A 13,488-nucleotide genomic window follows, 5' to 3' on the forward strand; every position below is an offset into this window, starting at 1 on the left:
TTGTCACCGAAACCCGCTACAGTTTCCCCTTTTGCGTGTAACGAGACCCTGAATGCTTCCTCTCCATGACTGGCTGCTGCTGGCCAGCGTCTGCGCCCTGGGTGCCATGGCACCGGGCATCAGCCTGGCGGTGATCACCCGCCACACCCTGCATGGGGGAGCCCGGGCGGGCGCCCTTGCCGGCGCAACCCATGCCCTGGGAGTCGGCATCTGGGCCACCGCCACCGTCACCGGGTTGGCGGTACTGTTCCACCGCTACCCGTCCCTGGAACTGGCGTTCAGTCTCACCGGCGCCCTGTTTCTGTTATGGATGGCCTGGAAAAGCTGGCAGGCGGGCAAACAACCGTTGCCGGCTGCCGATGCCGACAGCCAGTTCAATGTCCTGCACGGGGCCGCCCGGGACGGTTTCCTGGTGGCCTTTCTGAACCCGAAGGTGGCACTGTTTTTCCTGGCCCTGTTCAGCCAGTTCCTGCAGGCAGACATGGCCCAGGCCGCCCGCATCCAGATGGTGCTCACGTCCATGTTCATTGATGGCGGCTGGTATGTGCTGGTGGCGGTATTGCTTGGCCGCAGCCGTTTCCTGCCCTGGCTGCGGGCCCATCATCACTGGGTGGAAAAAGGCACCGCCCTGTTACTGGTAGTGATTGCCGCCAGCGTGGTCTGGCAGGCGGCGTGAAGCCAGGAAGCCGGATTCACCGCTCCGAAAGCGTCAAAAGGCTCCCGACATCAATGCCCCCTTGCCCGCTTCTGCGAGTGACGAGGTACGAGTTTCGAAAGGCAAAACCAAACTCGGCTTTCGCGACTCGCACCTCGTCACACTCTGTCCGTCATTCCTTTAATTCCCCTTTGACCTTGGGGTAACCCCGAGGTAAATAATGGTTTCATGAAACGATACCTGCGCCCCAATCACCGGTCCTTGCTGGCCGGCCTGCTTGCCATCCTGATGCTGGTGGTGACAAGCAGTTTGTCTGCGCAGGTTTCTGTCGGTCATCGGGATACCACTCCCCAGACCCACTGCCATCACCATGCAGAGATGGCACAGCCAGATCATAGCGACAGTCAGCACTGCCCCCAGGATGACGCCTGCCAGTGTCTGACCGTCTGCCAGATCAGTGCCACCACTATGGCCCTGTTCAGCGGCCAGGCGGAAATTCCCGATCGCCCGTGGCACCCCGGTCTGGAGAGCAGCCTGCACGACGGCATCCACCACCTGCCGTTACGGCCACCCTCCCTGATTGTTTGAGTTCGTTTTCACACTCAAACAATCAGGAGATAAATCATGAAAACCGCAGATCCGTTTTCCCTGCCACGACGTCGTTTCGTGCAGGGTCTGGCGCTGGGCGCCACCGGCCTGGGACTGGGGCTGTCACCCGGCCAGCTGCTGGCCCGCCAGGGTCATACCGGCGCCCCCACCCTCAGTGGTGACACCTTCCACCTGACCCTGGGCGGCGCCGACGTGAACATCACCGGCAAGACCCGACCGGCCACCACCATCAACGGCATCGTCCCCGGCCCCACCCTGCGCTGGCGCGAAGGCGACACCGTCACCCTCAAGGTCACCAACATGCTGCCGGAAACCAGCTCCATCCACTGGCACGGCCTGCTGCTGCCGTTTGAAATGGATGGCGTGCCCGGCCTGTCATTCGATGGCATCAAACCCGGTGAAACCTTCACCTACCGTTTTCCGGTCAAGCAGAGCGGTACTTACTGGTATCACAGCCATTCCGGTTTTCAGGAACAGACCGGCCTGTACGGTTCCATCATCATTGATCCGAAAAACCCTGAGCCGCATGCCGTGGACCGGGACCAGGTCATCGTGCTGTCAGACTGGAGTGACGAGGACCCGAAGCACATCTTCGCCACCCTGAAAAAACTCAGCCACTACTACAATTTCAATGAGCGCACCGTGTTCGACACCCTGCGCGATTTCCGCCACAAGGGCGTAATCCAGACCCTCAAGGATCGCCATATGTGGAACACCATGCGCATGAACGACCGGGACCTGGCCGACGTGACCGGTTACACCTACACCTACCTGATGAATGGCCAGAGCCCCAACGGCAACTGGACCTGCCAGTTCAATCCGGGTGAACGCCTCCGACTGCGCTTTATCAACGCCAGCGCCATGACCTTCTTCGACATCCGCATTCCCGGCCTGGACATGACGGTGATTGAAATGGATGGTCAGCCGGTCAGACCGGTGCCTTTCCACGAGGTGCGCCTGGGTGTGGCAGAAACCCTGGATGTGATCGTGGAACCCAAAGCGGACCAGGCCTACACCCTGTTTGCCCAGAGTATCGACCGCAGTGGCTTTGCCCGCGGCACCCTGACCCCGAACCCGGCCATGTCAGCGCCAGTGCCGGAGATGGATCCGCCACCGTTGCTGGGCCATACCGAAATGGGCATGGGCGCCATGCAGCACGGCGACGGTCATGAAGGCATGGACCATGGGCAGATGAACCACAACATGGCAGGCATGAAGCACAGCGATCACGGCAACGCCGTCCCCTTTGCCATCGATCCCAACAACCCGGACCTGCCGCCTAGGAACAACGCCACCGACCATGCCGCCACGGAATATGGACCCGGGGTGGACATGCGCGCCATGGCCCCGGGTGAGATGCTTGCCGACCCGGGTATCGGCCTGCGTGACCGGGACTGGAAAGTGCTCACCTATGCGGACCTGGAAACCGCTGGCGGGCCACCGGACAGCCTGCACCCGGAACGGGAAATCGTGTTGCACCTGACCGGCAACATGAGCCGCTACATGTGGAGCTTTAACGGCATTCCCTTTGCGGATGCCGTTCCCCTGGAGCTTTACCACAACGAGCGGGTTCGCATTACCCTGGTCAACGACACCATGATGACCCACCCCATCCATCTGCATGGCCTGTGGAGCGATCTGGAAGTAGGCGATGGCAAACTGCTTCGCAAGCACACCGTCACCGTGAAACCCGGCGAAAAACTCAGCTACCTGGTGCGCGCCGATACCCTGGGCCGCTGGGCCTATCACTGCCACCTGCTTTACCACATGGACGCGGGCATGTTCCGGGAAGTGCGTGTGGTCGAAGCGCCAGCGGATGGCAGCCACGCACACCATGGCGCTCACGGGGAGGACGCATGATGAAAACACCGCCCCTTCTGCTCAGTGCCCTGACAGCCATGACCGTCGCCATGCCGGCCTGGTCCATGAGCGAACACCCGCCCCGCTTCAGCAAAGTACTGGTCGACCAGCTTGAGCTGCGTGACAGCGACGAAGGGACGGTGCTGGGCTGGGATGCCAACGCCTGGTACGGCAGCGACCTGAACAAGCTGTACCTGTCCACGGAAGGCGAACGGCTCATGGACCCGGAACACGGCGACGAAGACGCCGGCACGGAAAGCGCACAAACCCGCCTGGCCTGGAGTCACGCCTTCGCCCCCTACTGGGACTGGCAACTGGGCTGGCGCCGCGACTGGCAACCCGACCATCCCAACCGGGACTGGGCCAGCCTGGGTATCCAGGGCCTGGCACCCTACTGGTTCGAGGTTGATGTCCAGCTGTTTCTGGGCAAAGACAGCCTCAGCGAACTGCGAGTGGAAGCGGAATACGAGCTGATGCTGACCCAGCGTCTGGCGCTGGTGCCGGAGGTGGAAGCCCGCTTTTACGGCAAGGACGATGACGACCTGGGGGTTGGCGATGGTCTGGTGGCCATCGAATCCGGCCTGCGACTACGCTACGAAATCCGCCGGGAGCTGGCGCCCTACATCGGCGTGCACTGGGAAAAGCAGTACGGCGACACCGCCGACAGCACGCGGGCGGCAGGCGGTGATCCGGAGGAGGCATCGTTGGTGGCCGGGGTCTACTTCTGGTTCTGACGAACCCAATGAAATCTTGCGTAGGGTGCCACTGAGCCTGAGGCGAACTGCACCGTTGGCCGGAGGTGGTGGTGCAGTTCGCCCTAGGCTCAGTGCACCCTACGGGGCACCTATGCCGAGGAATTATCGTATTCCTCGTTTTCCAGCGTCCGCAGTTCCCGGTTGTTCTGAATCTGGATATCCAGATCCCGCAGGCGACCGTCGCCGATACCGTAAATCCAGCCATGGATGGTCAGTGGCTGATCCCGGCGCCAGGCTTCCTGAACCACCGTGGTGTTGGCCACATTGATGACCTGACGGGCCACGTTCAGTTCACACATGCGGTCCAGTTGGGCCTTTTCATCGGGCAGCTTGATCAGGTGTTTGCGGTTACGCAGATACAGCTCACGCACCTGCCGCAGCCAGTTGTCGATCAGACCATGGGGCACATCTTCCATGGAGGCTTTGACCCCGCCGCAACCATAGTGCCCCACCACCATGATGTGCTTCACCTTCAGCACATCCACGGCGAACTGCAGCACCGACAGCAGGTTCAGGTCGGTGTGATTCACCAGATTGGCCACGTTGCGGTGCACAAACAGCTCGCCGGGCATCAGCCCCACCACCTCGTTGGCCGGTACGCGAGAGTCCGCACAGCCAATCCACAGATACTGCGGACTCTGCTGTTCGCCCAGCGCCTTGAAGAAGCCCGGGTGCTCCTGCTCGATGTCGTGGCGCCATTGCTCGTTGTTGCTGAAGAGTTCGGGAAGGGATTTCATGGTCTCTCGCTACATTCATGGACTGGACGCCAGGCAGGCCACCCGGGCGTTAACCACCGGTCATATTCATGAACCGTACCAGTTGCTCGCCCGGGGCCAGGTTAAAGTCGTGCCGTTCCGGTTTGATTGCCATGGCATCAATGATTGCCTGACGCAGGGGGGCATCATCCGTGGGGTGCGCCCGCAGTACCGCGCGCAGGTCCACACTGTGTTCGTGCCCCAGGCAAAGAAGCATACGGCCCTCGGCGGTAATCCGCACCCGATTACACAAATGGCAAAAATTTTGTGAGTGGGGAGAGATAAAGCCGATACGGCTGTCACTGCCCGGTACCTGCCAATAGCGGGACGGCCCGCCGGTCTTTTCCGCCATGGGTACCAGGGTCAGGCGCTCGCAGAGCTGATCCCGGAGTTCTTCGGAGGAGACAAACGCCAGCCCCCGGTCATGCTCACTGATCTCCCCCAGGGGCATTTCCTCGATAAAAGAGATATCCAGCCCTTTATCGAGGGCGAAATCCACCAGCGCTGGTACCTCGTCCTGATTTCGACCACGCAGGATCACGCTATTCAGCTTGATACGGCGGAAGCCGGCCCGGCGGGCCGCCTCAATGCCCGCCAACACCTTGCCCAGGTCGCCGGTGCGCGTCAGGGCGCGGAAACGTTGCGGGTCCAGGGAATCCAGGCTGATATTGAGTCGATCCAGACCGCCAGCCTTCAGATCCCCCGCAAAACGGCCCAACCCGGCGCCGTTGGTGGTCATATTCAGTTCATCCAGCCCCGGGGTCGCACCAAGATAGCGCACCAGATTTGTCACATCACGGCGCACCAGCGGCTCCCCCCCGGTCAACCGGATCCGCCGTACCCCCAGCGCCACCAGCACCCGGCCCAGCCGCCCCATCTCCTCCAGAGTCAGCACCTGGGCCCGGGGTACAAAGGCCATATCCTCCGCCATGCAGTACACACAGCGAAAATCGCAACGGTCCGTCACCGACAACCGCACATAGTCGATAGTGCGACCAAAGCGGTCCTGCAGTAGCGGATTGTCAGTGAAAGTATCAGCGGCCATGGCGGTACTGTAGCAAATGCGGGGCCAAGCCGGGGAACCGGCGCTTACTCGGGCAATAACATCCCGGTTCCGCCCTCCTGTGGAGCCCTTCGTGGCTCCCCAGCCCCTGTTGGCTACCCCACGCCCGTCGGCCGGTACTGGCTCCGGTTGGTCAGGCCCTTGCCGGTCTTGTTAGAATGTTCGCCGACCTGAATGCGGGGCGCAGCCGGACCATGAAACGCCATGTCCGCCATACCCCTTATTCCGAATTCATCCACCCCAAAAGGGTTTCCATGCAAATTTCTGAAAACACCGTAGTGTCCATCCACTACACCCTCACCAACAACGCCGGCGAGACCATCGATTCCTCCATCCAGCGTGGCGAGCCCCTGGCCTACCTGCACGGCGCAGGCAATATCATTCCCGGTCTGGAAAAAGCCCTGGTGGGTAAGGCCGCCGGCGACAAGCTGGACGTGACCGTTAACCCGGAAGAAGGCTATGGCGAGCGTCACGAGCAGCTGATCCAGCAAGTGCCGAAAACCGCTTTCGAAGGCAACGAAGAGAACCTGCAGCCGGGCATGCAGTTCCAGGCCCAGACCGAAGCCGGTCCGCGCATCTTCACCATCACCGCTGTGGAAGGTGATGAAGTGACCGTTGATGGCAACCACCCGCTGGCAGGCGAAACCCTGAACTTCGCCGTGGAAGTCACCGAAGTGCGTGAAGCCTCCGACGAAGAAAAAGAGCACGGCCACGTACACGGCCCGGAAGGCCACGACCACTAAGGTCTGACCCTCCAGAAAAAAGGCGCCATTGGCGCCTTTTTTATTTACTCCCTTAACCCCCCACAAACCTGTACCACAGTGAATGCAGGGTGAATTCGGCACCGTTTTCTGCCTCCTTTCTTATCAAAATGACAGCGCTCCCCGGCTTGCTCCACTTTCTTGTTGTCGATTATGCAGACTTTTGTAAAGCCATATTGAATGTATCCTCAGCGGCCAAATAGGATAGATGCTCTTTGATTTTTCTGTTTTTACGGGAGAGCTTCATGCGCTACATAACGATATTAATTCTTTCCGCTTTGCTTTCGAGTATTTCCTTGTCTGCTCACGCACTGGAAAAACGAAAATTCTGTGTTTTCGACATCATTGGCGCTAACGGTGATATCTATAACATCATGAAGGATTACAAAACCGCCGCCGTTGCCTGGGGCGTGGATGTGGAACTCAAGCCCTTCACCGATGAAAAGATCGCAGCAGAAGATCTGAAAGCCGGCCAATGTGACGCCGCCGTCCTCACCGGTATTCGTGGCCGTCAATTCAACAGCTTCACCGGCAGCATGGACTCCATTGGCGCCATCCCCAGCTATGAAGCCATGAGAACCGTGATTTCTGTTATTGCCAGTGACACCCCGTCCATCAACAAGCAACTGGTATCCGGCCCCTACGAAGTTGGTGGCGTGGTTCCCATGGGCGCGGCATTTCTTTTCCTGAAGGATCAGGAACTGGATACCGTAGAAGAGTTGTCCGGGAAATCCATCGCCGTGCTTGAATACGACAGCGCCCAGGCAAACATGGCCTCCCGTGTTGGCATGTCACCGGTCATGTCCGACATCACCAACTTCTCTACCCGCTTCAACAACGGTTCCGTGGATATCTGCTTCGCTCCCATCATGGGCTTTTCTGCCCTGGAACTGTACAAGGGCATGGCACCGGATGGTGGCATTCTCGACTATGTGCTGGGCCAGCTCAGCGCCCAGATCATTCTCAAGAAAGACCGCTTCCCTGCGGGCTATGCCCAACAGTCCCGGGAATTCATGTATGGCCAGTTTGACCGTGCCATGCGTGTCATTGATAACGCCAGCAACGAAGTGGATGACAAGTGGTGGATCCGTATCCCGGATAACGACAAGCTGCGTTACGACGAGATGATGCGCGAAGCGCGTGTGGCCCTGACCCAGGACGGAGTCTACGACAAGTCCATGATGGGTCTGCTGAGAAAGGTCCGTTGCAAGCTGGAACCGTCACGGGCGGAATGCGTTAACCCCATGGAATAATCTTTCGGGGCCGGGAATTTCCCGGCCCTTTTTTCATCCTGCTAAACACCACATCAAAAGCCTCAAGGCCTGCTCCCTGAAAACAGTGCCATGCACCCTTTCACCTGAACGTCCACTTGATCCAGCCGGCTTTCCAGTGCCTGCTTCAAACTGGCCAGCGAATCATTCTGATTGGAAAAGATGCCCTTGCGGTTATACACCTTCATCGCACCTCGGGCGGCAAGGTTGCGCGGCACATCGCCTTGCAGGATCGTGGCACCAAACACCCGGGCACCGGGATTCAGCAATGGCAGCAGGTGATCGAACGCACAGGCTTTCTCGAGCATGGTTCCGGGTAGACAGTGCAACAGCAGGTTCATGCCGAGTGAATCGAATTTGTCACCCTGATAGTCGATGGGCTCCAGCACATTACGCTGCAGGTTTTGCGGTTGATAGCGCTCTATGCGCCGGGAGCAGAAGTCCAGGCTGTTGGGGTTCAGGTCCATCAGCGCCACGCGCGGATTCAAGGCGGGGAAATTGACTTTATCCAGAAAGTAACCGCTGCCCACGCCAACATCCAGATGATTGTCGCTGATGTTCTGCTGATAATGGGCCAGCAGAATAGACGCAGGGCAGCGCCACAACCAGCGACAGGACAACCCCAGAACTCCCATATCATAAAGAGTGAGAACAAAAGGGCTGTAAACAGCCTGGCCAGCGTGAGCATCATCCTTGTGCATGTGCATCTCCGTTTCTAATAAATAATCCTGGGATGGTTTAGCCCATGGCTGGTCGGGAGAGCCGAACGCAGTCTCTTCATATCCAGGTGCTGCTCAATCATTCCCGCCAGCCGGTCCAGGTCCTGCTGCCGATGGTCATCGTAATCCACTGCCCGGTCACCGCGAAGCCCCGCCCACTGCAGTAGCGCGTTGCAGGCTACGGCATTATCGAACAGACCGTGCAGATAACATCCCATGATCTGATCATCGTCACTGATGGCGCCCTCATCCCGGTCACCCAGCTGCAACATGGGCCTTAACAAAGCCGGCCCTTCGCTGATACCATTGTGAATTTCGTAACCGTGGATGGCGGCTCCCGCTGGCAAGAAAACGCCCTGCACAGTGCGCAACTGCTTGCCGGAAATTAGACGAGTGGTCATGGCCAGCCAGCCAAGCCCCGGGCTGCTGCCCGCATCGCTTTCCAGCCCGTCAGGATCCTCAATCCGCTCACCCAGCATCTGGAAGCCCCCACAGATACCCAAGACCTTGCCACCATAACGCAGGTGTTTTTCGATCTGTTTGTCCCAAGCCTGCTCGCGCAGGAATGCCAGGTCAGCGCGGGTTGCCTTACTACCAGGGAGGATGATCAGATCCGCCGCCGGCCAGACCTCACCCATCTTCACAAAACGCAGGTCCACCTGAGGGTGCAGGCGCAAAGGATCGAAATCATTGTGATTGCTCATGCGCGGCAACACCGGTACCACCACCTTGAGGGCATCGTGCTCATGGTCACCGGGATCGGCCACCGCGTCCTCCGCATCCAGCGTCAGGCCATGCAGGTAGGGCAGCACCCCGAACACCGGTTTGCCGGTGCGATCTTCTAGCCAGTCCAGCCCGCCCTGTAATAACGACAAGTCACCACGAAAACGGTTGATGACAAACCCCAGGGTGCGTTGCTGTTCTGTTTGGGAAAGAAGGTCCAGCGTGCCGGTGAGATGGGCAAAGACCCCACCGCGATCAATATCCGCCACCAGAATCACCGGGCAATCCACCATTTCGGCAAAGCCCATATTGGCAATATCGTTGTCACGCAGGTTGATTTCCGCCGGACTGCCTGCGCCTTCGGCGATAATCACATCATAACGGGAAGAGAGATCCTGCCAGGCCGCCAGCACTGCCTCACGGGCGGTGTTCTTATAGGCGTGATAATCCAGTGCCTGCATGTTGCCCAGCACCTGGCCACGGAGTATCACCTGGGCCCCCATATCGGTCTGCGGCTTGAGCAACACCGGATTCATGTCACTGTGCGGTTCAATCCCGCAGGCCAGGGCCTGCAGTGCTGTCGACCGTCCAATCTCCCCACCGTCCACGGTCACTGCACTGTTCAACGCCATATTCTGCGGCTTGAACGGCGCCACCGAATACCCCCGCTGAGCAAACCATCGACACAACGCCGCAACAACCGTACTTTTCCCGGCGTCGGAAGTGCACCCCTGAACCATCAAAGTCAGTGGACAGTTGATAGTGGACAGTTGACAGCTAGAACCTGAATTGTCACCGCCTGTCTTCAACTTTCACCTCAACGTTTTTTCGCCTTTCGCTGTCAACTTTCAACTGTCCACTGTCAACTGCCTTCAAAGCTCCACGCCCTTCTGCGCCCGCACCCCAAGATCCTTGAAGGCATGCTTTACCACTTTCATTTCGGTGACGGTGTCGGCCAGCTCGATCAACTCTTTCGGCGCATAGCGACCAGTGACAATTGCGTGCTGCATGACGGGACGGTTCTGCAGATCGTCGAGCACGGTATCCAGATTTAGATACTCATAACGCAACGCAATGTTCAGTTCGTCCAGCAATACCATGTGGTAGCTATCGTCCTGTAGCATTTTTTTTGCAATATTCCAGGCAGCACTGGCAGCAGCCACATCCTTTTCCCGATCCTGGGTGTCCCAGGTGTAACCCTCACCCATGACGTGATAATCCACGTTGGGCAGGTTGCGGAAGAAGGCTTCCTCACCGGTACTGAATGCGCCCTTGATAAACTGCACCACGCCCACCTTCATGCCATGCCCTAGGGCTCGGGCCAGCATGCCGAACCCGGAACTGCTCTTGCCTTTGCCGGATCCGGTGAGCACCAGCAGGATGCCCTGATCCTTGTCCGCATTGGCAATCCGCTCACGCATGATTTGCTGTTTCTTTTCCATCCGCCAGGCATGGCGCTCAGGGCTCTTCGGATCGGGTTTCATACTGTTTTCCATTTTTTGGTTCTTTTCTCAACGCTTTTGACTGCCGCTATTAACCCGGCAATACAATAAACATGATTTCTGGTGGTTCACTCCGTAGGAGCTATGCTTGCATGGCGAACTGACGGGCGATCTAAGCAAGCCGGTTCGCCATGCAAGCATAGCTCCTACAGACCATTAACAGCTTTCATCCCGGCACAAAAACCGGCACACCATTGATGTTCCCCACACTGAGTTTCTGGTCGTACAACCGCTCCAGGGCTGCCGGCACCAGCATGGTCTCGGCAGGGCCGAAGCACAGCTCGCCATCGGGATAGAGCAGCAACAGGTGATCACACCAACGGGCGGCCAGGTTGAGATCATGCAGACACATGAATACCGCCGCGCCCTCTTCCGCCTGGCGATGCAGCAGCTCCATCACCGCCACCTGATGATGCAGATCCAGATGATTGGTGGGTTCATCCGCCAGCCAGATGGCCGGCTGCTGGGTCAGTGCCGTGGCAATGGCCACCCGCTGGCGCTCCCCGCCGGAGAGGGTGCTGACCAGCCGATCACCGAGCAACCCCAGCGACAGGGCCTCCATGGCCTGATTGGCCAGCCGCAGATCCCTGGCGGTTTCCCGCTGCCAGGGCGACAGAAAAGGGTGACGGCCAATCAGCACCGTTTCCCGAACCGTGGCCGGAAAACTATCCTGACGTTCCTGAAAGACCACCGCCAGTTTTTGCGCCAGTTGCCGACGGCGCAGTTGAGTCAGACAGTCACCGTCCAGCAACACCTGACCACTGCGTGGCGGCCTTAACCCGGCCAAGGTATGCAGCAGGGTGGACTTGCCCGCACCATTGGGGCCCAGCACCCCCCAGCGCTGTCCCGGCAAAATCCGCGCGGAAAATGGCTGCCCTGCCGCACGGCCGGGAATATCCACCACCAGATTGCTGGCTTCGAGGATCGCCATCACCGACTCCGGTACAACAGAAACAGAAAAGTGGGCACCCCGAGCAGCGCCGTAATCACCCCCACCGGCAACTGCTCCGGGGCCATCATGGTCCGCGCCAGGGTATCGGCGATGGTGAGCAAGGCACCACCCGCCATGACACTGGCCGGCAGAATCAGGCGCTGATCATTGCCCAGCACCAGTCGCAGCATGTGCGGCACTATCAGGCCCACAAAACCCACACTACCGGCTGTGGTCACGGCTACCGCCGTGAGCAGACTGGCCAACCCATAGACCAGCCAGGCCAGTGGCTTCACCGCCACCCCCAGGGCCGCGGCCTGCAATGGCCCCCGGGCCAACACATTGAGGCTGCGCCCCAGCGGCAGGGTCACGACCAGCACCGGGATCAACACCAGCCAGGCCAGCCACGGCGAGCGGGCATAACTCAGATCGCCCATCAGCCAGTAGAGCATGCCGGGCAAACGGTCTGCGGGACTCAGCGACAACATGAAGGTAATCACTGCCCCCCAGCCGGCCGCGATCACCACACCGGTGAGCAACAGCCGCGTCGGCGTCCAGCTGCCTCGCCCCTGGGCCAGACCGAACACCAGCAGGGTGGAAAGCAGTGCACCGGCAAAGGCGGAGCCGGACACCATGGCGGTACCCAGTCCCAACAACATGGACGCCAGCGCCCCCACCGCCGCACCACCGGAAATACCGAGCACGTAAGGATCCGCCAGCGGGTTACGCAACAACACCTGCATCAGGGCGCCGGCCAGGGCCAGCAAACCACCGGTGGCAAAGGCCGCCAGGGCACGGGGCAAACGCAGGGAAAACACCAATTCACCGAACAGCGGATCTCCCCGACCAGCCACCGCCATCGACAACTCCGAGAGGCTCATGGACACACTGCCAACGGTCACCGCCAGCAATAGCGACAGCACCCCCAGTGCCGCCAGCATCAGCAGGGAATAGATGGCCCGGCGACTAATCACGGGCGCGCACGGTATCGAGATGGCTGCACAGGGTACGGGTGCCCGCCAGCATCTGTGGGGTGGGCCGCTGCAGGGTGGACGGTGCCACAAAGAACAGGTTGCCGGACTGCACCGCACGCAAGGAAGCAAACTGCTTCCAGGGCTCCAGCCAGGATGGATCATCCTCGCCCATGCCTCCGGCGATGATCACTTCCGGGTCCTTGGCCAGTACCGCCTCACGGCTGATTTTGGGTGCCAGCGCGGCCAGCTCACCGAACACATTGACGCCACCGCAAATCTCAATCGCCTCGCTGATCAGGTGCGCGTTATTCACGGTCATCAGGGGCTCTTCCCAGACCTGGTAGAACACTATCACCGGTGCCGCCTCCGCATAGCGTTGGCGCAGGGAATCCATACCACTGCGCAGGGAATCTGCCGCCCCCTGCCCCACCGCTTCGGTCCCGGCCAGCACGGCCAGGCGTTCCAGGGTGGTGCTGATATCGTCAAAGCGACGCGGCTCGCTGTGGTACACCGGCACGCCCATGGTCTGCAGGCGCTCCACCTGCTCCATGGGGTTACCACTCTGCCAGGCAACGATCAGATCCGGCTTCAGAGCCAGTATCGCCTCCAGGTCCAGCCGATTGTAGCTGCCCACCCGCGGCAGTTTTTTTGCCGCCGGCGGATAGTCACTGAAACTCACCGCCCCGACCAGCTGTTCACCGGCACCGGCGGCGAACACCAGTTCGGTGGCACCGGGAGACAGGGCAATAACGCGAGTGGCCGGCTGGTCCAGGCAGACCTGCCGATCCGTATCATCGGTGACACAGACCTGTGCCCGGGCCAGCCCGCTCCCCAGCCACAGCATGACGGCCAACAGGGGAAGACAACGGCATAACAGACGGGCTGGGGGCATGGCGGACTCCGGGTTTCA

General features: G+C 59.8%; 14 protein-coding genes. 6 read left to right on the top strand and 8 right to left on the bottom strand.

What is annotated here, in order from left to right; translation table 11 throughout:
• Nucleotides 1-52 precede the first annotated feature (52 nt).
• The 4 genes from C4S63_RS12615 to C4S63_RS12630 all read left to right on the top strand — a co-directional run bounded on the left by C4S63_RS12615 (nt 53) and on the right by C4S63_RS12630 (nt 3,858).
• Nucleotides 53-676: a LysE family translocator gene (locus C4S63_RS12615; RefSeq protein WP_062815594.1), complete on the top strand. Its 624-nt coding sequence runs from the start codon at nt 53-55 to the stop codon at nt 674-676.
• Nucleotides 677-883: 207 nt separating this feature from the next.
• A complete protein-coding gene (locus C4S63_RS12620; RefSeq protein ID WP_103917760.1) occupies nt 884-1,243 on the top strand; it encodes a hypothetical protein in 360 nt (119 codons plus the stop codon).
• Between the two features lie 36 nt (nt 1,244-1,279).
• Nucleotides 1,280-3,124, top strand: coding sequence for a copper resistance system multicopper oxidase (locus tag C4S63_RS12625; RefSeq protein WP_103917761.1), 1,845 nt, complete (start codon nt 1,280-1,282; stop codon nt 3,122-3,124).
• Nucleotides 3,121-3,858: a copper resistance protein B gene (locus tag C4S63_RS12630; RefSeq protein WP_235000010.1), complete on the top strand. Its 738-nt coding sequence runs from the start codon at nt 3,121-3,123 to the stop codon at nt 3,856-3,858. The genes C4S63_RS12625 and C4S63_RS12630 overlap by 4 nt, the downstream gene beginning before the upstream one ends.
• A 110-nt stretch (nt 3,859-3,968) precedes the next feature.
• On the opposite strand, the gene can is transcribed toward C4S63_RS12630, so the two are convergent.
• Nucleotides 3,969-4,616, bottom strand: coding sequence for a carbonate dehydratase (can, locus tag C4S63_RS12635; RefSeq protein WP_062815591.1), 648 nt, complete (start codon nt 4,614-4,616; stop codon nt 3,969-3,971).
• A gap of 49 nt (nt 4,617-4,665) precedes the next feature.
• Nucleotides 4,666-5,679, bottom strand: a complete 1,014-nt coding sequence (gene moaA / locus C4S63_RS12640) for a GTP 3',8-cyclase MoaA (protein ID WP_103917762.1) — start codon at nt 5,677-5,679, stop codon at nt 4,666-4,668.
• A gap of 272 nt (nt 5,680-5,951) precedes the next feature.
• Here moaA and C4S63_RS12645 point away from each other — a divergent pair, with 272 nt between their 5' ends.
• Complete coding sequence (locus C4S63_RS12645) at nt 5,952-6,440, top strand: peptidylprolyl isomerase (RefSeq protein ID WP_062815988.1); 489 nt, start codon at nt 5,952-5,954, stop codon at nt 6,438-6,440.
• A gap of 263 nt (nt 6,441-6,703) precedes the next feature.
• Entirely contained in the window at nt 6,704-7,711 is a 1,008-nt protein-coding gene (locus C4S63_RS12650) for a putative solute-binding protein (RefSeq protein ID WP_103917763.1), read from the top strand.
• A 62-nt stretch (nt 7,712-7,773) separates the two neighbouring features.
• Here C4S63_RS12650 and C4S63_RS12655 read toward each other — a convergent pair whose 3' ends face one another.
• From C4S63_RS12655 to C4S63_RS12680, 6 genes are all read right to left on the bottom strand, one after another.
• Nucleotides 7,774-8,430 carry a class I SAM-dependent methyltransferase gene (locus C4S63_RS12655; protein WP_103917764.1) on the bottom strand — a complete coding sequence of 219 codons (657 nt, stop codon included), beginning with the start codon at nt 8,428-8,430 and terminating at the stop codon, nt 7,774-7,776.
• A gap of 14 nt (nt 8,431-8,444) precedes the next feature.
• The gene (locus C4S63_RS12660; RefSeq protein ID WP_103917765.1) at nt 8,445-9,911 is read right to left on the bottom strand and encodes a cobyric acid synthase; all 1,467 of its coding nucleotides are present in this window, start codon (nt 9,909-9,911) and stop codon (nt 8,445-8,447) included.
• Between the two features lie 132 nt (nt 9,912-10,043).
• Complete coding sequence (gene cobO, locus C4S63_RS12665; RefSeq protein ID WP_103917766.1) at nt 10,044-10,655, bottom strand: cob(I)yrinic acid a,c-diamide adenosyltransferase; 612 nt, start codon at nt 10,653-10,655, stop codon at nt 10,044-10,046.
• A gap of 184 nt (nt 10,656-10,839) precedes the next feature.
• Nucleotides 10,840-11,604 carry an ABC transporter ATP-binding protein gene (locus tag C4S63_RS12670; protein WP_103917767.1) on the bottom strand — a complete coding sequence of 255 codons (765 nt, stop codon included), beginning with the start codon at nt 11,602-11,604 and terminating at the stop codon, nt 10,840-10,842.
• Nucleotides 11,604-12,545, bottom strand: a complete 942-nt coding sequence (locus C4S63_RS12675; protein ID WP_103917787.1) for an iron ABC transporter permease — start codon at nt 12,543-12,545, stop codon at nt 11,604-11,606. The genes C4S63_RS12670 and C4S63_RS12675 overlap by 1 nt, the downstream gene beginning before the upstream one ends.
• 25 nt (nt 12,546-12,570) lie before the next feature.
• Complete coding sequence (locus C4S63_RS12680; protein WP_369826430.1) at nt 12,571-13,470, bottom strand: cobalamin-binding protein; 900 nt, start codon at nt 13,468-13,470, stop codon at nt 12,571-12,573.
• Between the last annotated feature and the right edge of the window lie 18 nt (nt 13,471-13,488).

Origin of the sequence: Alcanivorax sp. DSM 26293 (assembly GCF_900107995.1) — a bacterium.
Classification (GTDB): domain Bacteria; phylum Pseudomonadota; class Gammaproteobacteria; order Pseudomonadales; family Alcanivoracaceae; genus Alcanivorax.

Coding starts and splice junctions, on each gene's coding strand:
- C4S63_RS12675 (WP_103917787.1), bottom strand. CDS start 12,545: ATGCTGGCGGCACTGGGGGTGCTGTCGCTATTGCTGGCGGTGACCGTT.
- cobO (WP_103917766.1), bottom strand. CDS start 10,655: ATGAAACCCGATCCGAAGAGCCCTGAGCGCCATGCCTGGCGGATGGAA.
- C4S63_RS12625 (WP_103917761.1), top strand. CDS start 1,280: ATGAAAACCGCAGATCCGTTTTCCCTGCCACGACGTCGTTTCGTGCAG.
- C4S63_RS12660 (WP_103917765.1), bottom strand. CDS start 9,911: ATGGTTCAGGGGTGCACTTCCGACGCCGGGAAAAGTACGGTTGTTGCG.
- C4S63_RS12680 (WP_369826430.1), bottom strand. CDS start 13,470: ATGCCCCCAGCCCGTCTGTTATGCCGTTGTCTTCCCCTGTTGGCCGTC.
- C4S63_RS12655 (WP_103917764.1), bottom strand. CDS start 8,430: ATGCACAAGGATGATGCTCACGCTGGCCAGGCTGTTTACAGCCCTTTT.
- can (WP_062815591.1), bottom strand. CDS start 4,616: ATGAAATCCCTTCCCGAACTCTTCAGCAACAACGAGCAATGGCGCCAC.
- C4S63_RS12670 (WP_103917767.1), bottom strand. CDS start 11,604: ATGGCGATCCTCGAAGCCAGCAATCTGGTGGTGGATATTCCCGGCCGT.
- moaA (WP_103917762.1), bottom strand. CDS start 5,679: ATGGCCGCTGATACTTTCACTGACAATCCGCTACTGCAGGACCGCTTT.
- C4S63_RS12630 (WP_235000010.1), top strand. CDS start 3,121: ATGATGAAAACACCGCCCCTTCTGCTCAGTGCCCTGACAGCCATGACC.
- C4S63_RS12620 (WP_103917760.1), top strand. CDS start 884: ATGAAACGATACCTGCGCCCCAATCACCGGTCCTTGCTGGCCGGCCTG.
- C4S63_RS12645 (WP_062815988.1), top strand. CDS start 5,952: ATGCAAATTTCTGAAAACACCGTAGTGTCCATCCACTACACCCTCACC.
- C4S63_RS12615 (WP_062815594.1), top strand. CDS start 53: ATGCTTCCTCTCCATGACTGGCTGCTGCTGGCCAGCGTCTGCGCCCTG.
- C4S63_RS12650 (WP_103917763.1), top strand. CDS start 6,704: ATGCGCTACATAACGATATTAATTCTTTCCGCTTTGCTTTCGAGTATT.